The 20686-nt window shown below is 60.2% G+C and carries 21 protein-coding genes; 14 read left to right on the top strand and 7 right to left on the bottom strand.

From position 1 onward, the window contains the following. Positions 1 to 51: 51 nt before the first annotated feature. On the bottom strand, positions 52 to 942 hold the full coding sequence (locus WB650_RS24560) for a phytanoyl-CoA dioxygenase family protein (protein ID WP_422305539.1): 891 nt from the start codon (positions 940 to 942) through the stop codon (positions 52 to 54). 62 nt (positions 943 to 1004) lie between these two features. Then, positions 1005 to 1448, bottom strand: a complete 444-nt coding sequence (locus WB650_RS24555; RefSeq protein WP_422305541.1) for a pyridoxamine 5'-phosphate oxidase family protein — start codon at positions 1446 to 1448, stop codon at positions 1005 to 1007. 133 nt (positions 1449 to 1581) lie between these two features. On the opposite strand from WB650_RS24555, the gene WB650_RS24550 reads away from it, so the two are divergent. The 3 genes from WB650_RS24550 (at position 1582) to WB650_RS24540 (ending at position 5636) form a co-directional block, all read left to right on the top strand. Continuing rightward, on the top strand, positions 1582 to 2883 hold the full coding sequence (locus tag WB650_RS24550) for a hypothetical protein (protein ID WP_423962402.1): 1302 nt from the start codon (positions 1582 to 1584) through the stop codon (positions 2881 to 2883). A gap of 223 nt (positions 2884 to 3106) precedes the next feature. Continuing rightward, the gene (locus tag WB650_RS24545; RefSeq protein ID WP_422305545.1) at positions 3107 to 3772 is read left to right on the top strand and encodes a hypothetical protein; all 666 of its coding nucleotides are present in this window, start codon (positions 3107 to 3109) and stop codon (positions 3770 to 3772) included. Positions 3773 to 4016: 244 nt separating this feature from the next. Then, on the top strand, positions 4017 to 5636 hold the full coding sequence (locus WB650_RS24540; protein ID WP_422305547.1) for a pentapeptide repeat-containing protein: 1620 nt from the start codon (positions 4017 to 4019) through the stop codon (positions 5634 to 5636). Positions 5637 to 5644: 8 nt separating this feature from the next. Here the strand turns inward: WB650_RS24540 and WB650_RS24535 are convergent, their stop codons facing one another. Next, on the bottom strand, positions 5645 to 6049 hold the full coding sequence (locus WB650_RS24535) for a YybH family protein (protein ID WP_422305549.1): 405 nt from the start codon (positions 6047 to 6049) through the stop codon (positions 5645 to 5647). A 117-nt stretch (positions 6050 to 6166) separates the two neighbouring features. Here WB650_RS24535 and WB650_RS24530 point away from each other — a divergent pair, with 117 nt between their 5' ends. Beyond that, entirely contained in the window at positions 6167 to 7072 is a 906-nt protein-coding gene (locus tag WB650_RS24530; protein ID WP_422305551.1) for a LysR family transcriptional regulator, read from the top strand. A gap of 95 nt (positions 7073 to 7167) precedes the next feature. On the opposite strand, the gene WB650_RS24525 is transcribed toward WB650_RS24530, so the two are convergent. Continuing rightward, positions 7168 to 7869, bottom strand: coding sequence for a PaaI family thioesterase (locus WB650_RS24525; RefSeq protein ID WP_422305553.1), 702 nt, complete (start codon positions 7867 to 7869; stop codon positions 7168 to 7170). A 125-nt stretch (positions 7870 to 7994) separates the two neighbouring features. On the opposite strand from WB650_RS24525, the gene WB650_RS24520 reads away from it, so the two are divergent. After that, positions 7995 to 8780 carry a hypothetical protein gene (locus WB650_RS24520; RefSeq protein ID WP_423962399.1) on the top strand — a complete coding sequence of 262 codons (786 nt, stop codon included), beginning with the start codon at positions 7995 to 7997 and terminating at the stop codon, positions 8778 to 8780. A 15-nt stretch (positions 8781 to 8795) separates the two neighbouring features. Here WB650_RS24520 and WB650_RS24515 read toward each other — a convergent pair whose 3' ends face one another. After that, positions 8796 to 9176 (bottom strand): hypothetical protein, encoded by a 381-nt coding sequence (locus tag WB650_RS24515; RefSeq protein ID WP_423962397.1) that lies wholly within the window; start codon positions 9174 to 9176, stop codon positions 8796 to 8798. Between the two features lie 90 nt (positions 9177 to 9266). On the opposite strand from WB650_RS24515, the gene WB650_RS24510 reads away from it, so the two are divergent. Beyond that, the gene (locus WB650_RS24510) at positions 9267 to 10211 is read left to right on the top strand and encodes an alpha/beta hydrolase (RefSeq protein WP_422305559.1); all 945 of its coding nucleotides are present in this window, start codon (positions 9267 to 9269) and stop codon (positions 10209 to 10211) included. A 10-nt stretch (positions 10212 to 10221) separates the two neighbouring features. Here the strand turns inward: WB650_RS24510 and WB650_RS24505 are convergent, their stop codons facing one another. Beyond that, entirely contained in the window at positions 10222 to 11586 is a 1365-nt protein-coding gene (locus tag WB650_RS24505; protein WP_422305561.1) for a hypothetical protein, read from the bottom strand. Between the two features lie 74 nt (positions 11587 to 11660). Between WB650_RS24505 and WB650_RS24500 the strand changes: the two genes are divergently transcribed. The 7 genes from WB650_RS24500 (at position 11661) to WB650_RS24470 (ending at position 18524) form a co-directional block, all read left to right on the top strand. After that, positions 11661 to 12533 (top strand): ion channel, encoded by an 873-nt coding sequence (locus tag WB650_RS24500; RefSeq protein ID WP_422305563.1) that lies wholly within the window; start codon positions 11661 to 11663, stop codon positions 12531 to 12533. Positions 12534 to 12625: 92 nt separating this feature from the next. Continuing rightward, positions 12626 to 13723: an acyl-CoA desaturase gene (locus WB650_RS24495; RefSeq protein WP_423962394.1), complete on the top strand. Its 1098-nt coding sequence runs from the start codon at positions 12626 to 12628 to the stop codon at positions 13721 to 13723. A gap of 174 nt (positions 13724 to 13897) precedes the next feature. Continuing rightward, on the top strand, positions 13898 to 15181 hold the full coding sequence (locus WB650_RS24490; protein WP_422305567.1) for a class I SAM-dependent methyltransferase: 1284 nt from the start codon (positions 13898 to 13900) through the stop codon (positions 15179 to 15181). 322 nt (positions 15182 to 15503) lie between these two features. Continuing rightward, positions 15504 to 16007 carry a Fur family transcriptional regulator gene (locus WB650_RS24485; RefSeq protein ID WP_422305569.1) on the top strand — a complete coding sequence of 168 codons (504 nt, stop codon included), beginning with the start codon at positions 15504 to 15506 and terminating at the stop codon, positions 16005 to 16007. Between the two features lie 52 nt (positions 16008 to 16059). Continuing rightward, positions 16060 to 16476 carry a rubrerythrin family protein gene (locus WB650_RS24480; protein WP_422305571.1) on the top strand — a complete coding sequence of 139 codons (417 nt, stop codon included), beginning with the start codon at positions 16060 to 16062 and terminating at the stop codon, positions 16474 to 16476. 117 nt (positions 16477 to 16593) lie between these two features. Further along, complete coding sequence (locus WB650_RS24475) at positions 16594 to 17937, top strand: anaerobic glycerol-3-phosphate dehydrogenase subunit C (RefSeq protein ID WP_423962390.1); 1344 nt, start codon at positions 16594 to 16596, stop codon at positions 17935 to 17937. A gap of 5 nt (positions 17938 to 17942) precedes the next feature. Then, positions 17943 to 18524 carry a DUF3501 family protein gene (locus WB650_RS24470; protein ID WP_423962389.1) on the top strand — a complete coding sequence of 194 codons (582 nt, stop codon included), beginning with the start codon at positions 17943 to 17945 and terminating at the stop codon, positions 18522 to 18524. 90 nt (positions 18525 to 18614) lie between these two features. On the opposite strand, the gene WB650_RS24465 is transcribed toward WB650_RS24470, so the two are convergent. Beyond that, positions 18615 to 20150 (bottom strand): hypothetical protein, encoded by a 1536-nt coding sequence (locus WB650_RS24465; RefSeq protein WP_423962387.1) that lies wholly within the window; start codon positions 20148 to 20150, stop codon positions 18615 to 18617. Positions 20151 to 20504: 354 nt separating this feature from the next. Between WB650_RS24465 and WB650_RS24460 the strand changes: the two genes are divergently transcribed. Beyond that, positions 20505 to 20669 (top strand): hypothetical protein, encoded by a 165-nt coding sequence (locus WB650_RS24460; protein WP_423962386.1) that lies wholly within the window; start codon positions 20505 to 20507, stop codon positions 20667 to 20669. Positions 20670 to 20686: the final 17 nt, after the last annotated feature.

The following is a 20686-nucleotide window of genomic DNA, read 5'->3' as shown; positions in this document are numbered from 1 at the left end:
GTGATATCGTCAAAATCTCCCGCCGGAGATTTAATTGGCACAGGCGAAATTCTAGCGGTCGGCGCGGCCGGCCTTGTCGGGGAACGCGCCGAGCTTGACTGCGTTCGCGAATAGCTCGGAGATGGGAGCGTTGGGCGGTTCCGGCAGATCGCCTGCCGCTCGCGGCCATGCGATTGGGGTGACGGGACTGTCGATCGGTGCGCCGATCGCGATGTGATAGCGCTCGACGGAGTCATGCGGGAAATTATTCTTGCGGGTCGATCCATTGCGGAAAAAAATCATGGTATGCACGCGGCGTGTCCGCGAGCCGAGATTCGGCTTCGCCATGTGCACCGTCAAACCGTGATGGAACGCGACTCCGCCGCGCGGGACTTCGACATACACCGGCGGCGTGTCCTTGATTTCGGGCATCTTGAGAATCTCGAGCGCGTCCTCGGGCTTGAAGATGTTCACGAACACTCGCAGCCCGACCGCATGCGAGCCTGGCACGTAGCCCATGCATCCTGTTGTGTGCGACGAGCCGTCGAATGGAATCCACGCGGTGATCGTGTCGGTCTCGACCATCGGCCAGTACGGTTGATCCTGATGCGGGTCGGTCAGGCGGCCGCTGGCCTCTTTATATAGCGCCTGGTCGTGCCAGAGGCGGAGTTTGTCGATGCCGAGTAATCGCGCGGCGGTCTCGCAGACGACGGGATGGAACGTGAGCGGGCGAACCGCGGGCGTGTCCTCCCACAGATTGATGCACTGGATGAAGGACTGCTCGTAGGGCGTCTTGTCGCCGAGCTTGCGATTGTCGAAACGTTTGCGGCGCGCGACCGCGTCGTCGACCGCGGCGCCGTACCGATCGAGTTCGTCGGCGCCGAGCAAGTCGGGCACCATGACGAAGCCGTCGCGTCGGAACGCTGTGGCGTACGGCGCGAGTTTGTCGGCGAGAGTCGTCACTCGTGAATCCTAGTCACTGTCACAGTCCAGTTCTTACAATACGCGATGCGCACCCGCAATTCTCAGAATTCCACTTTGAACGCGACGCGATCGGCGCCGGCGTAGGATAGGCGCTTGGGGCGCACGCGCATCATGCGCAGCGTCGGGAACTTGAAGAACGGCGCTTCGAAGGGGCTCTTCTTCAGGAACACGGCCTTCATCGCGTCCCATTCGGCGCTCTCGCGCTCGACTTCGATAGCGACTCCCTGGATCAGCAAGCGCGAGATCTCAAAGGTCTCGACCTTGCCCTTTTCGCGCGCGTCGAGGAAGACAGTGACGTGCGGATGCTTGAGCAGATTCTGAAATTTCTCGGTGGTGTCGTTCATGATGAACAACAAATCGAACTCCGGCGTTTCCGCGAACGCCTGCATCGTGGCGGTCGGCCATTGATCACCTTGTGTCACGAGGATTGCGACCTGGACCTCGGCCAGCATCGCGGCGACTCTGTCTTTCTGTGCAGCTTCCACGGATGACTCCTTTGGCAAGTTGAGCCAGAAAAAATTCTAAGCATTGACGATACGATTGAAGCAAATGCCGAACGTGTCGATTGACACTTCGCGAAGGGTCGTGGCACGGTCGTTTTTCAGGTGAACTCGCTCGATGAAATTTGACAGCCGAGGCCTCGAAGTCAGTAGCGAGTCTGACGACGCGGTCCGCGCGATCGATCACTACGCTCACGAATTGCTTTCGCTGGGCACCGATGCTGTCGCTGTTCAGTCTGCCGCCGACGCGAATCCTGACTGCGCGATGCTGCAGGCATGCTGCGCGTCCACCTTTCTCTATACGCAGACGACGGCTGGCTCGAAAAGGGCGGCGCCTTATCTCGCTCGCGCAGAGACTCGGCTCGGCGATCTCACAGAGCGCGAGCAGATGTTCATCAATGCGGTGAAAGTTGGATGCGCTGGCGATTTCGAAGGCGCACTCAAACTCTACGAGCGAATTATCGATCGATGGCCGCGCGATATGGTCGCGGCCAAGCTCGCCGAGTTCCATTTTTTCCAGACCGGGCTCGCTTCGCGCCAGCTCGAAATGATGGGCAAGGCGGCAGCGGCAAATCCCGACGTCAGTCATGTGATCGCGATGCACGCGTTCGCACTCGAGCTCAACGCCGAGCGCGAGCGCGCCGACAAGGTTGCCCGGGCTGCGCTCGCGATCGATCCGGACACGATGTGGGCGCAGCATTGCCGCGCGCACGTGTTCGCCGGACAGTCGCGGATTGCGGAAGGAATCGCCGCGATGGAGCAATACGCGCCGTCATGGAATAAATTCAGCCATTACACAGTCGCGCACAACTGGTTCCATCTGGCTACTCTGTATTTGAGCGATCTGAGATTTGACGACGTCCGAAATGCATATCGAAAGTATATTTGGAGATACTCACCCGACGCGGTGGTTGAGCAGACCGACGCGATCCTGTTGCTGTGGTACCTCGAGCTGGCGGGCGAAAAAGTTGAGTCCGAATGGCGCGCGATCGCGCCGCATATCCGCACTAACGCGCGCGACACGCTGTTCCCTTTCCTGAACTGCATCTACTTGTACGCGCTCACCCGCGCGGGCGAGACCAGGGAAGTTGCGAGCGCGCTCGACGGCATGACTCGGCACGCCGAAAAGCAAACCGGCGGCCTGGCACATGTATGGAACGACATCGGCGTGCCGCTGGCGCGCGGATGCGTCGCGTTCGCGTCCGGCCACTACGATCGCGCGAGCGAACTGCTGCAGCCAATCCTGAATGACGTGCCATGCGTCGGCGGGAGCGACGAGCAGCGCGGCGTCTTTGCCGAGTCACATCTCGTTTCGCTGATCAGAGCGGGTCGCAAGGCAGAAGCGCGCGCGGCGCTCGCCGATCATATCGCGCGGCGTCCAGAGACGGCGCTCGAGCGTCGATGGGCTGAAATGATCTGATCGGCGCGATCCTCGATTTCCAACAGATATTCATCTTGTACCGTCATTTAGCGACATGACGGCATCTAAAACATTTAATACGGGCAGAATTAAGCTCAAACGGCCCAAAGATGGTTGAGAGCTGAGCAGTCTTTACTTGGAGACAGTTTATCGTCACTATTCTGGCGGGGTAGGGTTTTTTTCGTACGCAAGCAAGATCCGCAAGCTGACACGGAGGATAGCGATGAAATTCTCGTTACGAGGTCTTTTGATAGGTTCCTTAGGAGCGGCGGTGCTCGGCCTGTCTCCTCAGGCGGTATCGCAGGCACAGGCGGTTACGCTCCAGGAAATCGTTCTGAACGCAGACAGAGTCCAGATCGTCCACAACGGCGGCGGCACTTCTGACAGCACCAATTTCAATATTACTTTCACCAACTTTGGCGAGGGAGATTGCGACGGCGGCGAGGATGACGCGATCGCTTCGGGTGTCGAAGTCGCGCTGTCTCCGGAGACTTGCGACATTTGCGCCGGCCGTGCTCCTTGCGAGGTAACGAGTCCACCAATCGTCTCGGAATTCCCGTTCGATTACGTGATCAACCCGTTCGTCTCGCATACTGTCGGCCATCAGACCTACGGAACATTCTCAGGACTTAATCCCATCGGAGTGGGACCGGGCACAGTAACGGCGAGAATCGTCCTGCTGTCCGTTCCTCCCAACGGTTGCGGCACCTGGAACTTGAACGTCGAGGCGACTGGGCTTGACCTGTCGTCGATCACGTCTAATCCCATGTCGATCTGGTTGAACGATGCGGACGATTCCGGTCCTTTTTGCTTCGATATCAACAATGCGATAATCGGCGACCCGATACCGAAGCCGGTGCCGGTCGTTCGCCGGGGAGTGCGGCGCTAGCAAAACCTCTCCCCTAACCCCTATCCCTTCAGGCTAGGGGAACCAGAGAGCTGACACAGTAACCTGATCGCTTGACCTTGCATGGCCGCGCCGAATCGAATCGATCCGGCGCGGCTTTTTTTCGCGCGCGAGGAGGTGCGTCGAGAGCAGTCGATTCGATTCCCCGGTTGCATCTTCCGGCTCGCCGCTGATATTCCCGGTTCGACCTTCGCACCGACGCGGAGACAGAGCATTGATCCCGCCGATGTTCATAGAACGAAAAGCAATCGCCGCGGCGGTCGCGATCGTGTTGCTGATGTTTGCGGCGCCGGCGTCGTTCGCGGCCGAGGCGCATCGAGATGAATCTGATACGGCTGGCCCGAGTCCGGCTGCCACGCTCGAGATGATGGCGCAACAGAAGTTCGGCCCTGCACTGACTGCGGCTGAACGAAAGCTGATGCATGCAGCTCCGATGCGCGACGTGCCGTGGTTCGGCCCGAGCGATGATCCCGACAACGCTAGCAACGATACCGCGCAGGGCGATAAGTGGGGTGCTGAGCGCACGGTGCGGGCCGAAGTTGTCGCGTGGCTGCTCGGCGATGCGCAGGCCTCGCAGTACATTCATCCGAGCGGACTCGCATTAGCGGGCGCGCGGATTACCGGCAATCTCGATCTATCGTACGCGACGGTAAGCAAGCAGCTGACTTTGATCCGCTGCTATGTGCCCGAGGGAATCAACCTGCTGTCGGCGCATCTGCAGGACATCACGGTAAGGCGTTCGCGGATCGGTGCAGTGTTCGGCAACATGGCGAACATCCACGGCGACGCCACCTTTATAATGGGCGACTTCGGGCCGGTGAGCTTCCTGCGGGCCCGAATCGACGGGACGCTTGATTTGACCGGTGCGCGAATCCTCGATGCGGGCGAGGATTCGGTCAACCTGGTCGAGGCGAACGTCGCCGGCGACGTGCTGTTTCATGACGGCTTCACGACCGACGGTATCGTGTACGCGCGGCTGGCGAAGATCGGGCACGACTTCAGCGTTCACGGCGCCGAGTTCCGGGGCGATGGAGAACTAGATGCCGAGCGCTCCACAATAGACGGCACGTTTTATTGGGTTGACGTGAAGCATACGGCGAAGACCGCGCTCGACCTCGAGGACGCGCACGCGGGAGCAATCTGGGACGACGAGGCGAGCTGGCCCGCGCCCGGCAACCTGATGCTCAACGGGTTCGTGTATGGCGACATCGCAGGCGGTCCCAGCGACGGTGACTCGCGACTGCGATGGTTAGGACGGCAGCCGGCGGAATACCATCCGCAGCCGTATCGGCAACTCGCAAAGGTGCTCAGCGAGATGGGGCGCGACGACGGCGCGACCCAGGTGCGCATCGCCAAGGAAATCGCGCAGCGCCGGCTCGGTCACGAGAGCCTCACGCAGCGGATATGGAGCCTGATGCTGCAATACACGATTGGCTTCGGCTACGTGCCGCTGCGCGCGCTCTGGTGGATCGCGGGCTTCGTGGGACTCGGCGCGATTCTATTTGGATGGGGCTATCGGATGCGTATCATCACGCCGACCGAGGAAGCCGCGTATCGCGAATTCGTCGCGACCGGAGAAGCGCCGCCGCATTACCCGGTTTTCAACCCGGTGGTGTACTCGCTGGAGAATTTCCTGCCGGTAGTCGAGCTGCATCAGGACAAATACTGGCGCCCAAATCCTCGCCACAGCGTGAGCGGCAGAACGACGCGCAGCGGCGAGCCGCGCGATCCAAGCTCAATCCCGAGCCGCCTGCTGCGATGGTACCTATGGCTGCACATCCTGGCAGGATGGACAATCACCCCGCTGCTATTCGCGGGATTGTCGGGCCTGGTGCGCCCCGACTAGCTTCTGAGTTACGGCTGCGGCAGCGGATTGGTACTGGAGAAGCTGTAGCGTGCGATTTTCCATCTTCCATCGGCGCCCTTCTTGAAGATGAACAACTCCTGGTTCGCTTCGGCGCTGTTCACGCCGGTCGCGTTGACTGTGACGGTTCCGGCAGAATTGGTACGCGCGAAGGTCCAGTTGGGTGCTATCTCCACAACCTCGGCTACGTTGAACTTGACGCTCAGCTTGATGGCCTTGAACACGGCGTCATAGGCCTGGCGCACGGCATCCACACCGATCGCCGATTGGCTATAGGGCGGCATAAACACTCCGTCTTCGGCGTAGAGCCGCATGACGGCATCGGTATTGGACGCGTTCAATGCGTCCTGGTAGCTCGCGAGAACAGTAGCGACCGCTTCTTCGTTGGCGTTCATGGTTTCACTCCTTCGGATTTTTGCTTCGAGAAACCCGATTGCTGAAGAATAGGCGAGCGGCAAGTTATCGACTAGGCGGCAAAATCGGAAATTAGATTTCCATAGTTGGAAATAGCGATGACGGACCTCAATTCGCTGGTGATTTTCGCAAAGGTGGTCGAGGCGAATGGCTTCTCGGAAGCGGCGCGTCGCCTCAAGATGCCGACCTCGACTGTCAGCCGGCGCATTGCCGAGCTCGAGGGTCAGCTGGGCGTCCGCTTGCTGGAACGTTCGACGCGGAGCTTGCGGCTCACCGATGTCGGGGCCGAAGTTCTGGAGCATGCGCAGCGTAGCGCCGGACTAAGCGCAGCGGTCGACGATATCGTCTCAAACGTTCGGTCCGAGGTTTCAGGAGTGTTGCGGCTTTCCGCGCCACCCAGCATCTCCGAGTCGTTGATCGCGCCGCTGGTCGGCGCATTCCAGGCATCGTACCCAAAGGTCCGCGTTCAGGTTCTTGTCACAGAAAGGTTCGTCGATCATATCGCCGATGCGGTCGACCTGGTGTTCAGGTTCGGCGCGCTCAAGGATTCAACTCTCGTCGCGCGTAGGATCCTGACCTACCGGCATCAGCTGGTAGCGAGCCCTTCCTACCTCGAAAAATGCAAGGCGCCCAAAACCCCTCAGGATCTGATCGGCCATCGGCTGCTGGCGTTCTCATTTTGGAAGCCCGAGAATAACTGGCGCTTTGTTCATGCGAACGGAAAGAAGGAAACGGTGTCGTTCCAGCCTTTTTTGTCGAACGACTACGCCGGCCTGGCGCACGCACTGGTCGCAGGCGCTGGCATCGGCGACCTTCCGCCGGTGGTGCATCCCGAGCTGCTGCGCGATGGGCGGCTGATCGAGGTCATGCCGAAGTGGCACTTCCGCACGTTCAATCTCTCGCTCGTCCATCTCGGCAATCGGTACATTCCGCGGCCGGTGCGTATTTTCGAGGAACTTGCCGCGCAAATAGCGCCGAAGCTTTTTTCAACACTCCCGACTTAAACGAAGATTCGCCCCCGATTGTGAGTAAGTAGTGGGCGGGCCGCCGTGCCCGCCATGGCGGCCCGGTCCACTACACTCATTAATACAGTCACTAGCTATTTTTTTGGCGGTGCGGTGGTGCGATCCGATACCATTGCGGCCATCGCGGCGAAGCGCTCCTGGCCTACTGCGATGAAGAGGCCTTCGGCTTCGGCGGTCAGGAGGCCGTTGGCCGAGAGGGTGCCGTGGGTGAAGATTTTGCGGCCCTCGACGCGATCGACGTGAGCCTCGAAGACCAGCTCGGTCAACAGCGGGGTCGGCCGGCGGTAGCGAATCGTAAGAGTCCCGGTCATGCCGGGATTTCCGGTCAGCGACTGCGCCATCCCGAGAACTTCGTCGAATGCGGCTGCCAGAAATCCGCCGTGCACGTGCCCCGGAGGACCTTCGTAGGCGACGCCGAAAGTCCCGCGCCCTTCAACCTTGTCGCCGAGCACGGCCAGCCGAATCGGCGGCGCGAGCGGATTCGAGATTCCAATCAGCGGGCTGTGATCGAAAAACGCGTGCGGATCGCCGGCGTTGGCGCTCTCGGCGAAACCCTCGTAGCTGCGCGAAACCGGATACTTCGACAAACGTTTGGCGTAGCGCTCCAGCGCGTCGGCGGCGGCGGACAGGTCTTCCTCGGGGGCGGCGACCTGCACCAGATGGTCAATCACGCGACGCATCGCGTTGGCCAATCGATGCGCCTGGGCGCGCCGACCGGTTGCGGGTGCCTGGCTGACAGCCCACGCCGCTTCGAAATTTATGTTTTGATCGCTCATATTCTTCGGGAACCTACACGCGAAACCGTTGCGAACTTTTTTCGATGGTAACTGCCGCCCCGCGCGCAATCTACGCTGCAAACGGGGGGATGAAGCGGCATTGGATATGCAGCGTATATAGTAGAGTGGAAGAAGCGACCGGCTCGATGCTCACACGTATCCTGATATTTTGCGCGGTTTTAGGCGGCCTCGTTTCGATTGGCGTCCGAGCCGCGCGTGCGCAGTCGTCGCTCGAAGTTCCCGGACCGTCGAATCAGTATCAGCCTTATATTCCACCGCAGCAGGCAACGCCGCCGGTAATCAGGCTGGCGCCGTCTGACGGTGACAGCGGCAACACGATTCAGTTGCTGCCCGGCTGGAATCAACCCGCGCAGCCGCAAGCGGCGGCGACACCACCACCAGCACCGCCGGCGCACCTCAACGTCGCGCCGATGACGGCGCAAGCGGCTCCAGCGTTGCCGGCGGTGTTTCGCGGATGCTGGCAAGGGCAAGTGAGCGAGCTCGATTGGATCAGGAGCGAACCTGGCGCGCACAAGATCGGGTTCTGGACGCCGAAGACATACAGGTTGTGCTACGAACAAATCGGCAACCAACCGTTTCAGCTAACGTTCACCGAAACCGGGGTCGAGGCGAACGACAAGATTATCAATCCGCGCGGCCGCGTCGTGCCTATCTCGACCGACGGGCGCGCCTACGCCACGATGCGCTCGCAGCTGGATTTCAACGAATACAAAACCCACAACGACGGGTTCTCATTCTCGCCTACCTTCGCGGTCGATGAAATCACCAATCTGGATTGCCGCATCGCCGGCAATGACATGCTCGTCAGTGCGGATGTATTCGGCTCTCGCGACGGCGACCCGTGGTTCCGCGCCCATTGGCGCGCGGACTTTCATCGTTTCGAGAATTAAAGTTGTGGCGCTCGTTCATTCCTTTTCCACCCGTCTCGACGCGAATATAAGCTCCCCATATCGAAGAAACTGGATAGCTATGAAGTCATTCCAAATGAAAACCAGGAGCACCAGCAATGGCTGGCTAAACCAGACCATTATCTTGACGGTCACAATCTCCGCGACACTGGCCGCGACAATCGAGTAGAAGAGCCTTCGTTCTGCCAAGGATTTGGCAGATAGAGCCGATACTACACCAGAAACGCCGAGCAGAATCGGAAACTCGATGCTTCGCAGGATCGAATACGGGAACGGACTCCTCAATCCCCAAAACGGCACTGGATACACTAACCAGAGTTGCAGCGCGAACAGCAGCAAACCCAGCGCAACATAAATTCCCGTTTTCAATAGGCGCATGATACCCAAATGTTTCTGCGTGCGGAAATTGTTGCACGCATCGATACTGCGGCGCTTGCCTCTCAGACTCACCTCACCTAATGATCGCGAATGGCTACTTCCCTCGATCCCCAGATGAAGGTCATGCTCGATGCGTTCAATGCGACGGGGCCGATGTTCCTGCGCGCAGAGACTGCGGAGCAGGCGCGGGCCAAGATGCGCGCGTTGCTCGAGGCGAATCCGATTCCGCCGCCGGAGATCTATCGCGTCGAGGATCGCAAAATCCCAGGTGCCGGCGGCGAGGTTGCGGCGCGCGTGTATACGCCCGAGGGGAATCCGCCGATGGGCGTGCTGGTTTTTTTTCATGGCGGCGGATGGGTCCTCGGCGATCTCGAGAGTCATGACCGCGTATGCCGCGCGCTCGCGAACCAGGCGGGATGCGTCGCCGTGGCTGTAGACTACCGGCTCGCGCCGGAGCATGTATTTCCGGCGGGCGCTGAAGATTGCTACGCGGCGACCAAGTGGGTTTCCGAAAATGCGGCGTCGCTCGGGGCGGACGGGGCGCGGCTGGCAGTCGGCGGCGACAGCGCGGGCGGAAACCTGGCGGCCGTCGTCTCGATGATGGCACGCGACCGCGGTGGACCGCCGATCGCGTTCCAGCTGCTGATGTACCCGGTCACCGATTGCGCGCTCGACACTCCGTCGCAGAAGGAATTCGCGGCCGACGGGTATGTGCTGTCGCGCGCCGACATGGAATGGTTCTGGAAAAATTACACCGACCCCGTCGCTGAAAAAAATAATCCGTACGCGTGCCCCTTGCGCGCGAAGGACTTGAAGAACCTGCCCCCCGCGCTCGTGCTCACCGCCAGTCACGATCCGCTGCGCGATGAAGGCGAGCGATTCGCCGAGCGCCTGATAGCCGCCGGGGTCAAAACCACCTGCACGCGCTACGAAGGCGTCACCCACGGCTTCGTCAGCTTCGCCGACGGTCTGGACAAAGGCAAAGAGGGCCAGCGCCAGGCCGCTGACGCGTTGAGGGCAGCGTTCGCGCGCTAAATCGCAGAGGTTACTCCTTCGGCGGCTCGATCAATCCCGCCATGAATTGCGGGTAGCGCCAGTAGAAGACGTCGGTCTGATGCGCGCCATACTTGCCTGCGCTCCAATTCAGCGCCTCATAGGACCACGCACCTCGCGCGTTCATCGCGACGCTTACTGCCAACAGAACGATTGCAGCCGCAATTTCCATCCGATGACCCGACGCGTCCGGCGTCCGGCGCATCGCATCCAGGCCCAGGACCGCTAGCACCACGAACCACGGAATTGCGTCGGTGAAAAATCGCGGCCCGTAGCAGAATCCCGCCGACCAGATCTTGTTCGTACACATTACGATCTCGAGCGCGACGATCTGTGCAAATGCCAGCACTGCAAGCGGCTTGTACGCCAGATTCTCGCGATAGCGAACCGCCACGTACACCACGAAAATCGTGGTCGGGACGTATACCAGCAGTCCTCGCGATGAACTGATCAGGTTGCCCGCCAATGGCACTATCAGGTCATAAAGTTTCAACCGCGAAGCAGAGTAGTAAGGCGGGATTATCGTGCCGAACACCGCCCACGAGTATCCGACAAATGCCGCCAGCCATCCTGCGAGTACGGCTGTGTACGCGACGAAGTCCTCGCGATGAACGCAAAATACGTAGGCGCTGACCAGCACTATGGGTAGGGCTCCCGTCGGCCGCACGTAGTAGGTCCATGCCACCAGAGTCGCCAGCCAGATAGAACGAATTCGCGCGCCGCGGTGCTCGGCGCTGAAGGTCGAATGCGCGATCAATCCGACGATGAAGACCTCCCAGGTATGCGCCCACAGGCCGCGCGATGCGGTGCTAAAGATCTGCGATCCCATCGACGCGCCAAGCGCGAGCACCACGCTCCACGTCACCGGCAGCATCGTCTGCGCCATTGCGAAGAATACGCACGTCAGCGCTGCCATCAGTGTTGACGCGATCGCGCGCTGGATTCGAATCTCACCGGCCAGGCTCAAGCGTCCGTGCGGCGTCGCGGCCGAAATCCCCACCGCGTTCATTGCCGCCACCAGCGGCATCGACAGCATCGAGCTGCCATGCCCGAAGAAATAAGTCACATGCCCGCGCGCCTTGACCAGTTGGTAGTCGTACGCATCTTCAGGATTCGCGGTATCTCCCGTGACCCACGGCACCGGCACCTTGTAGTGCTCGTCCAGATTGGGCGTGAGATGGTGCAACAAGCTCTCGCTCAGCAGAGCCGTGTATCGGGAATCGGAGACCTCGACGACGGGCGCCACCAGGAACACCACCAGCGAGAATAGGAACACCATTGTCTGAAGCCGGACGACGATTCTTGCGTCGGCGCGATTTAACGATTCCCCCACCATCTTCGGCACGCAAGTTAGCATTTCGCGACCTGCCGCCGCGAATCGCAGGTTCCCCTGCTGACGGCGCGACGCGCGCTCCGCTATATTCCACCGCGATGGCGAAACGAACCATGCAGACCAGTAGCCTGAAGGGCGACGGCGCGATTCACGGCGCGCCCACCGGCATCTTCGAGGACCTTTACCATTTCCTGGTGACGTGTTCGTGGCCTGCGCTGATCGGGTTGATCGCCGCTGCCTTCACCCTCGCCAATCTGCTGTTCGCGACCGGCTACTACTTCGATCAGGGAATCGAGAATGCGCATTCCGGATCGTTCGCCGACATGTTTTTTTTCAGCGTGCAGACGATGGCGACCATCGGTTACGGCAAGATGGAGCCGGTCACGCTGTTCTCGAACATCCTGGTTTCGATCGAGGCGCTCACCGGGCTGCTCGCGCTCGCGCTGATGACGGGGCTGGTATTCTCGAAATTCTCGCGCCCCACTGCGCGTGTGAGATTCAGCCTCTACGCGGTGATCGGTCCGCGCGACGGCGTGCACAGCCTGATGATCCGCGCGGCCAACTTGCGCGCGAACCGGATCGTCGAGGCTGATATGCACGTCGTGCTTGCGCGCCAGGAAGTCACCGCCGAGGGCGACAGCATTCGCCGCCTCTACGATCTCACTCTCACGAGAAGCCGCAGCGCGATGTTCGCGTTGTCGTGGACCGCGGTCCATCAGATTGTCGAGGGCACTCCGCTCTTCGGCCAGACGCGCGAATCGATGGCCAATTGCGCAGCCGAGATCATCGTGTCTATCATTGGACTCGACGAGACGTTCTCTCAGACTGTCCACGCCCGACATACCTACGAGCTTGACGAGATCGTCTGGGGCGCCCGCTTTGCGGACGTGCTGGTGCTCCACCCCGACGGCAGCCGAAGTGTCGACTATACTCGGTTCGACGATATCGAGACGCTTACGGCCATCAAGTGACGCGTCCTGGTGCCTGTTCACATAGAACTGCAAATCTGGCCATGATGACTATTCCGTGCGGTGGGAAAACCGGGCACGGGTGGGGAGACAGAATGACGTCAGGAACGGCGGGAAAATCCCGAAGATTTCTTATTGCGATCGCGCGATGGTTTGACACGTCGGCCGGCGGCCCTCCTGATGCGGACGCGCCGCAAGAGACCGATTGGTTTCGATGCATCCCGTTCGTGGTGGTTCATCTGATGTGCCTCGGCGTGATCTGGGTCGGATGGAGCCCGGTCGCGGTGGGCGTCGCGATCGCTTTGTATTTCATCCGGATGTTCGCGATCACGGGATTCTACCATCGCTATTTTTCTCATCGATCGTTCAAGACTTCGCGCGCAGGCCAGTTTATATTCGCCGCGATTGGCGCGACCGCGGTGCAGCGCGGGGCACTGTGGTGGGCGTCGCATCATCGGCTGCATCATCAGCGATCTGACGAGCCGAGCGACGTTCATTCGCCGCGGCAGAATGGATTCATCTGGAGTCACATCGGATGGATCACGTCGGAGGCTAATTTCCGATCCGAGTTGCGCGTGGTGCGCGATCTCGCGAAATTTCCCGAGCTGATGTTTCTCGATCGCTTCGATGTGCTGGTGCCAACCATTCTTGGCTTCGCGCTGTTCGGGCTGGGCGCGTTACTCCAGCGGCATGCGCCGGGGTTGCGCACGACCGGCGCGCAGATGCTCATCTGGGGATTTTTTATTTCGACCGTAGTCCTCGCGCACGGGACTTTTACGATCAATTCGCTCGCGCACGTTTTCGGCCGCCGGCGCTACGAGACCAACGACGACAGCCGCAACAGCTTCACGCTTGCGATGGTCACGCTCGGCGAGGGATGGCACAACAACCACCATCACTATCCCGCAGCCGCGCGCAACGGATTTTACTGGTGGGAGATCGACATCACTTACTACACGCTCAAGCTGCTCGAGGCGTGCGGGATAATCTGGGACCTGCGCCAGGTGCCGCCGGAGCTGCTCGAGGAGCATCTGCTCGAGCCGCGCGTGGCGAAGTCTCGCATCGAGATCGCCCGGGTCGCGGCTGCCAGCGCTGCGAAATCATTCGCGATTTCGGCGGCGGGCGTTCCTTCGAGCGACGCGACAGCCGCCTCGGCTACGTCCGACCTGGACACCGCGACGCCTGCGGCGTAGGCGGGACATGCTCTAAACCTCGTAGCGCACTAGATTGCTCCAAACCGCCCGGCTCCATCGTGGACCGGGCGGTGTCATTTTTTGGCTCGCGTATGCTTGCACCAACATGCGACCGCGTGTATTCGATTCGGTGCTGTCCTAAATCGGGGACGTGTCACATGGTGGATTCTTACGATGGCCAAATCTGATTCTATTGTCGCATCCGGTGTCGATGCGGCCCGGGCTCGTCGTCCCGCGATCATCGATCGATTTGCGCGTGGCGCGGTCCTCAGCCGCCTGGCGGGAATCAAAACCGGACGGGTGGTGATCGAAGACGGCGGCTATCGCATCCCATTCGGCCAGGATTTGTCGGACGCCGATTTGCGCGCGACTATTCGCGTCCACGACCATCGCTTCTATTCCGACCTGGCGCTCGCCGGCAGCATGGGCGCTGCCGAATCGTACATGGCCGGATCGTGGACGACCGACGATCTGACCGCGCTCATGCAGATCATGATTCGAAACCGCGCGGTGACCGAAGGGCTCGACGGCGGCCTCGCGCGGCTTGCCAATCCCGTCCGACGCTTCATCCATTATCTCAATCGCAACACCAGGACCGGCAGCGAGCGCAACATCGCGGCGCATTACGATCTCGGCAACGATTTTTTCGAGCTGATGCTCGATCGCACGCTGATGTACTCGTGCGCGGTCTTCGAGCGCCCCGACGCGACGCTCGAGGAAGCCGCCACGGCCAAGGTCGATCGGATCTGCCGCAAGCTGGATTTGCGTGCGCACGATCATCTGGTCGAGATCGGCACGGGCTGGGGCGGGTTCGCGATTCACGCGGCAAAGAACTACGGATGCCGCGTGACAACCACCACGATTTCGCGCGCGCAGCACGACTACGCCGTCAAGCGAATCGCCGCCGAGGGGCTGTCGGAACGTATCACGGTGCTGTTCAAGGATTACCGCGACCTGACCGGCCAGTTCGACAAGGCCGTGTCGATCGAGATGATCGAAGCGGTCGGGCACCATTTTCTCGATTCATATTTCCGCAAATGCGGAGAGTTGCTGAAGCCCGACGGCATGATGATGCTGCAGGCTATTACGATCACCGATCGCGAGTACGAAGCCGCGACCCGGCGCGTCGATTTCATCAAGAAATATATTTTCCCGGGCAGCTTCCTGCCGTCGGTCACGGCGCTGTGCGATTCGCTCACGCGCTCGAGCGACTTGCGGGTGTTCCATCTCGAGGACATCACGCCCAACTACGCGGAGACCTTGAAGAACTGGCGCCTGCGGATGTTCAAGAATATCGATCGAGTGCGCACGCTCGGCTATCCCGAAGAATTCATCCGGATGTGGGAGTTCTATCTCTGCTACAGCGAGGCCGGCTTCCGCGAACGCTACATCGGCGACGTGCAGATGCTGCTGACGAAGCCGGACTGCCGCCGCGCGCCGATCCTGCCGAAATTGTAGTTCCACTAATCGAATGTGAAACCCGCGGTGGGTTTCACGCTTCCTTCGGCAGGGGTGACCCCTGCACCCAGTGAAAAGAAATCGCGAAATGTCGAGGACGCCCTTTCGCTCTCAAGTTCTGTCCTTGTGTCATTCAGAGCGAAGCGAAGAATCCCGGTTCCTTCTTCTACCTCGCCCGTTCTTTCACGGGAGAGGAGGCCGGCGGGCGCAGCCGCCGGTAGGTGAGGGTGCCGGGCTTCAGCTACACGCCAGCTAGTTCACGTCTTCGCAAGATCCCGCTTGCAACAGCCATAACTAGATGGTAATTATTATCACCTAGGTTATGGAACTACAGCTCGTAAATGAACGGCGGCGCGGACCGTACGCGGCCAGGCGGCTGTCGGAGTTCGCCGAGAGGTGCCGACGCGGCGGGCTCGCGGTCACGCCGCAGCGCCTCGCGATCATCAAGGCCCTGCTTGATTCCGGCGAGCATCCGCGGGCCGACGCGATATGCGCATCCGTCCGTATCCAGCATCCGCATATTTCGCTGGCCACCGTGCATCGGACGCTGGAGACGCTGTGCGAAATCGGAGAGGCGCGCAAGGTTACGATGCTGCACGACAGCGCCCGCTACGACGGCAATATCACTCCGCATCATCATGTGGTGTGCGTCAAATGCCGGCGCATCCGCGATATCGAGATTCCGCGGCTGGATCGGCTGCTCGCGGGGCAATCGGAGCTGGGAGAGTTCACGGTGATCGGGTCGTCGCTGGAGATTCATGCGCTGTGTGAGGAATGCGGCGCGAAACGATCGAAGGCGAATCGATCCAAAAAGGCGCGAGGCTGATTTTTCGACGCAACTAATCAAACAAAACGAATTCGAAACGGGAGAGTAGAAAATGGCAAATCTCAAAGGAACCAAAACTCATCAGAATCTGAAGGACGCGTTCGCCGGCGAGAGCCAGGCTAATCGCCGCTATCTCTATTTCGCCAAGATCGCCGACGTCGAAGGGCAGCCGGAAATCGCCGGGCTGTTTCGCGACACCGCCGAAGGCGAGACCGGGCATGCGCACGGGCATCTGGATTATCTGAAGCAGGTTGGCGATCCTGCGACCGGGCTGCCGATGGGCGATTCGCTGTTGAACCTCAAAGCCGCGGTCCATGGCGAGACGCACGAATACACCGACATGTACCCCGGGATGGCCAAGACGGCGCGCGAAGAAGGTTTCGCGGAAATCGCGGACTGGTTCGAAACGCTGGCCAAGGCTGAGAAGTCGCACGCGGGACGTTTCGCGAAGGCGCAGACCACGCTCTAAACGGCATCCGGATAGTGGAAATGGGCGGGCTTCGCGGCCCGCCTTTGTTTCCAGGACAGGCAAACCTAACCCCTAACCCCTTCCCATGGTGGGAGGGGGAACCAGACACGAAAATTGATGAGCAAACGAATCGAGTCGCGGCCTACTGACGGCCTCTCCTACAAATCTACCGAGGCGAAGTATTGGGACCGGGCTGGGCTCGACAAGGAAGTCGAGCGCGTCTTTGACATCTGTCACGGCTGTCGACTGTGCTTCAATCTTTGCCCGTCGTTTCCGGCGCTGTTCGACGCGGTCGATCGCAATGACGGCGATGTGCGAGCGCTGACGGCGGCCGAAAAGCAACGCGTCATCGATCTGTGCTACGGGTGCAAGCTGTGCGAGATCAAATGTCCCTACACGCCGCATGACGGGCACGAATTCCAGTTAGATTTCCCGCGCCTGATGATGCGCGCGAAGTCGGTGAACGCCAGGGAAAACGGTGTCCCGCTACGCGAGCGTGTGCTGGGTCATCCCGATCAGATCGGTAAGGTGGGAACGCTCACGCCGCGGCTTGCAACCTGGGGATGCCATCAGAAATTTCAGCGGGTGGTGATGGAGAAGATGCTCGGGATACATCGCGACAAGCTGTTGCCGGATTTTGCCGACGAGACTTTCGACAAATGGCTCGAGCGCAATCCGATTCCGGCGCCGCCTGCGGAGCCGGCTGCCAAGGTCGCGCTTTTTCCGACCTGTTTCGTGAACTACTACAACCCCGCGCCCGGCAAAGCGGCGGTCGAAGTATTTGCGAAGAACGGATGCGCGGTGAAATGCCCGAAGCAGAATTGTTGCGGGATGCCTGCGCTCGATAGCGGCGATGTCGAGTTCGCTCGCAAGGAAGCGCGAGCGAATGTCGATTCGATGCTGCCGTTGGTGCGCGAGGGCTACAAAATCGCCGCGATCAATCCGACCTGCTCGCTGATGATGCGACTGGAATATCCGAACCTGCTGGCCGGCGATGACGTCAAGGAATTCGCGGCCGCGATCGTCGATCCGCATGAGCTGCTCTACCATCTTCGGCGCACAGGAAAGTTCAACACGGAATTTCAATCGACGCCGGGCACGGTTGCGTATCACGTGCCGTGTCATCTGAAGGCGCAGGACATCGGGCTAAGATCGCGCGACCTGATGCGCCAGATTCCGGGGGTCGAAGTGACGACCGTCGATGCGTGCACCGCGCATGATGGGACGTGGGCGATGAAGAAAGAGTTTTTCGCACTCTCGATGAAATGGGGTGAGAAGGCTTTCAGCGGGATGCTCGAGGCGGGCGCGCGGGTGATGGCGACCGACTGTCCGCTGGCTGCGGTGCAAATCGAGCAGGCGACCGGAGTGCATCCGATGCATCCGATTGAAGTGCTGGCGCGGGCGTACCAGCGTGGCGGGTTTCCGGATGCAGTACCGCCGCCCGAGCCGGCGCAAGGATAATGACGATGAAGAAAATCTCGGCCGATGAAATACTTGGGCTGGCCGATTACGAACGCGTGCGGGGCCGGCTGCGGCCGCTGTTCATACATGAGAAAGAGCGGCGGCGGCTCCATGTTGGGTCGCATCTCACATTTATCTTCGAGAACGCGCAGACCGCGTGGTACCAGATCGAGGAGATGATCAGGTCGGAGAAGATGACGGACCGCGACCCGATTCAGCATGAAATCGACACCTATAACGAGTTGATTCCGGCGCCGGGCGAGTTGGTTGCGACGCTGTTGGTCGAGTACGCGGACGCGGTCGAGCGCGACGCGGCGCTGGCGCGGCTGGTCGGGCTGGAGAATCATCTGTGGTTGAAAATCGGTCCGAAGAAGATCGCGGCCAGATTCGACGAACGCCAGGTGTCAGAGGAAAAAATCAGCGCGGTGCAGTTTGTCAGGTTCACGCTCGAGGGTGTAGATGCGGCCAAGTTTCTGGAGCTCGCCGGCAAGGGCGAGGTATCGGTCGAAGCGGATCATCCGAGCCTGGCAGCTCGAGCCGAGATCAGCGGTCTGCTGGCGGCGTCGCTGGCTGAGGATCTGCGCTAGCGATTCCGCAAGAATGGCGCAGAAACACGAACGCCGAATCCGGTAGTCGGATTCGGCGTTCGCCGTTTAATGGTTTCGGTAAGAGGCTAGTTAGGGCGCGCCTCGCTGCCCGATTGTTTCCGTGGGCGACGGGGTGGCTGTGAGGGTCGGAGTGGCCGTCGCGGTCGGCGTGTCGGTCGCGGTCGGCGTTGGCGGAATCACGGTTGAAGTGCCCGTCGGCGCGGGCGTGGGCGTGAACGCCTGCAGGGCGAGGCCGACCGGGAGGCTCATCTTCGGTTTGTTACGATTGCCGATGACCCCGGGGAGCATATACGACGCGCGGACGTTTTGGGTTCCGCCGGCCTCAATCACACTTTCAACAGTCTCTGCTGAAAACTCCTCCAGCGTACTGATAGTGTTGTTTACGACGTACAGATTGCCCGCGGGGTCGATCGCAATTCCTTGCGGCCGCTTGAGTTTCGTCTTCGAACCTTGAATCTCGGCCAGCTCCAGGCCTGCGCAGGCAAATGGGAGATCCTCCGTAAAGCAACTTGCTGGGTAGAAAGGAGCGAAGATTTTGATGCTGTTGTCGCCCGCGTCGGTCACGAAAATAATATCCTGCGGGAGCGGGACATCATCTACATCCACTACCGGACCTGTCTCGACTGCGACGAACGCCGGGTCGACAAGCGGGGAAGGGGTTAGCTCGTTAGCCGGACCCGCACCTACAATGGCTATTGGCAATGCGTTGCCAAAGCCGCCGTACGGGGCAGGCAGATTCGGATCATACGCGGTTACATAAGAGGTCGTCGGCACGAAACCGGCGTTCACCGCGAATAGATCTCCGGTGCTGTCGAACGCAACACCCACCGGACCAGCAAGATAAGTGTCGCATCCGCCGATGGTGGCGTTCTGCGAGATTTCAAAAGGCAACGCAGGGGGCGGCGGCGTGATGAGCGCTGTCACCGGGGTGTTATTGGTCGGAGGGATGTCGTTGACGCCGTTAAATCCAGGAGAAAAAGGAGTCAAGCCATCGGTGGGATACTCGGTTATCGTGCCCAAACTGAAACCCGGCGAATTAGGCGTGCAAAGCCCGAGGCCAGGGATGTCGAGATCGGGGCCAACCACCACCACCGCGAAATTAGAAACCGCGATTTCATCCGATCCAATCACAAACCCATCCGAATACGCGACACCCTGCGGCAGGTCCAGACCGGTTAAATCGGGCGCGCCCACGCCGGTCGGCGACGCGATGACTGCGTCGGGCTGCGAGTTACCATTGGCTCCGGCGGAGAAGATCGAAATCCAACCGTTGAGGAAAGGGGTGAATGCGATAAGCTGGAGAGGATTCGTCACCGCTATTTGACCGGTGATCGAGCTCTGCGCATCGCCGGCCGGTCCGGTGGCAGCACCCAACAGAGTGTTGCCGCCTTTGACGTCCTTGAACGGACTCGCATTGTTGAGCGAACCCGCGATAAATGTCTCGAGGCTGCCGGCGAACGCAGCGCCGTAGTTTGAGACTATCACCGTGTCCGACAGCACCTCCTTCGCGTAGCTGGTGCCGGTTGTCCCCGCGATGAGCGCAGTGCACAACATCATTACGGCCGCGACGGCCCCGATAGACGACGGCCGATGAGCGACCCCCATCAGCCTCCGCGCTCCCCTCGGCGCCCACGAGATCCCATCCCTACCCTGAGTCATCGTCTGCATCCTTCCATGCGTCATGTTATCTAACCCCCGCCCGAGTCGAATCGGTGCCCATCTGCTGACCAATCAACCACGAAACCCCCGCGGCCATCGGTTCGTTCCCCACCGGGCAAGGGTAACAGAGCCCCCGCCAAGGTCCGGAAATCCCCCCGGACGCGTGTTCGGTCGTCGTACCTACACTGATCAGGTGACAAATTCAAGTGCGGCGTAATTCTTTGTTCATGATCGCAACGAACGAGTAATCCATCTTGCGCCTTGCGATTGCCGGCAATCGCAAAGGCGCGAACCTTGTGAGTGACGGCCTTTCCAGCCTCCATCGAGGCAGTCGCGGCCTTTTTGGGCGTCACACCTGTGGCCGCTGAAGACGAGATCGTTTCTTTTCAACGGACTTATGGAGGAGGACTCAATCCGATTAATCAGGCTATCGAAGAGACAGGCAAGCAACGCGGCGCGGCGTGATTCATTACAACTATCCC

Source organism: Binatus sp. (SeqCode), from assembly GCF_049584895.1.
GTDB lineage: Bacteria > Desulfobacterota > Binatia > Binatales > Binataceae > Binatus.
This window is presented reverse-complemented; position numbering and strand designations above follow the sequence as displayed.

What these genes read in the sequence shown, in the direction of transcription:
- WB650_RS24480 (WP_422305571.1), top strand. Translation starts at nt 16,060, where the DNA reads ATGGCAAATCTCAAAGGAACCAAAACTCATCAGAATCTGAAGGACGCG.
- WB650_RS24530 (WP_422305551.1), top strand. Translation starts at nt 6,167, where the DNA reads ATGACGGACCTCAATTCGCTGGTGATTTTCGCAAAGGTGGTCGAGGCG.
- WB650_RS24490 (WP_422305567.1), top strand. Translation starts at nt 13,898, where the DNA reads ATGGCCAAATCTGATTCTATTGTCGCATCCGGTGTCGATGCGGCCCGG.
- WB650_RS24510 (WP_422305559.1), top strand. Translation starts at nt 9,267, where the DNA reads ATGGCTACTTCCCTCGATCCCCAGATGAAGGTCATGCTCGATGCGTTC.
- WB650_RS24515 (WP_423962397.1), bottom strand. Translation starts at nt 9,176, where the DNA reads ATGCGCCTATTGAAAACGGGAATTTATGTTGCGCTGGGTTTGCTGCTG.
- WB650_RS24475 (WP_423962390.1), top strand. Translation starts at nt 16,594, where the DNA reads ATGAGCAAACGAATCGAGTCGCGGCCTACTGACGGCCTCTCCTACAAA.
- WB650_RS24465 (WP_423962387.1), bottom strand. Translation starts at nt 20,150, where the DNA reads ATGGGGGTCGCTCATCGGCCGTCGTCTATCGGGGCCGTCGCGGCCGTA.
- WB650_RS24470 (WP_423962389.1), top strand. Translation starts at nt 17,943, where the DNA reads ATGAAGAAAATCTCGGCCGATGAAATACTTGGGCTGGCCGATTACGAA.
- WB650_RS24535 (WP_422305549.1), bottom strand. Translation starts at nt 6,049, where the DNA reads ATGAACGCCAACGAAGAAGCGGTCGCTACTGTTCTCGCGAGCTACCAG.
- WB650_RS24545 (WP_422305545.1), top strand. Translation starts at nt 3,107, where the DNA reads ATGAAATTCTCGTTACGAGGTCTTTTGATAGGTTCCTTAGGAGCGGCG.
- WB650_RS24485 (WP_422305569.1), top strand. Translation starts at nt 15,504, where the DNA reads ATGGAACTACAGCTCGTAAATGAACGGCGGCGCGGACCGTACGCGGCC.
- WB650_RS24540 (WP_422305547.1), top strand. Translation starts at nt 4,017, where the DNA reads ATGTTCATAGAACGAAAAGCAATCGCCGCGGCGGTCGCGATCGTGTTG.
- WB650_RS24550 (WP_423962402.1), top strand. Translation starts at nt 1,582, where the DNA reads ATGAAATTTGACAGCCGAGGCCTCGAAGTCAGTAGCGAGTCTGACGAC.
- WB650_RS24500 (WP_422305563.1), top strand. Translation starts at nt 11,661, where the DNA reads ATGGCGAAACGAACCATGCAGACCAGTAGCCTGAAGGGCGACGGCGCG.
- WB650_RS24495 (WP_423962394.1), top strand. Translation starts at nt 12,626, where the DNA reads ATGACGTCAGGAACGGCGGGAAAATCCCGAAGATTTCTTATTGCGATC.
- WB650_RS24525 (WP_422305553.1), bottom strand. Translation starts at nt 7,869, where the DNA reads ATGAGCGATCAAAACATAAATTTCGAAGCGGCGTGGGCTGTCAGCCAG.
- WB650_RS24505 (WP_422305561.1), bottom strand. Translation starts at nt 11,586, where the DNA reads ATGCTAACTTGCGTGCCGAAGATGGTGGGGGAATCGTTAAATCGCGCC.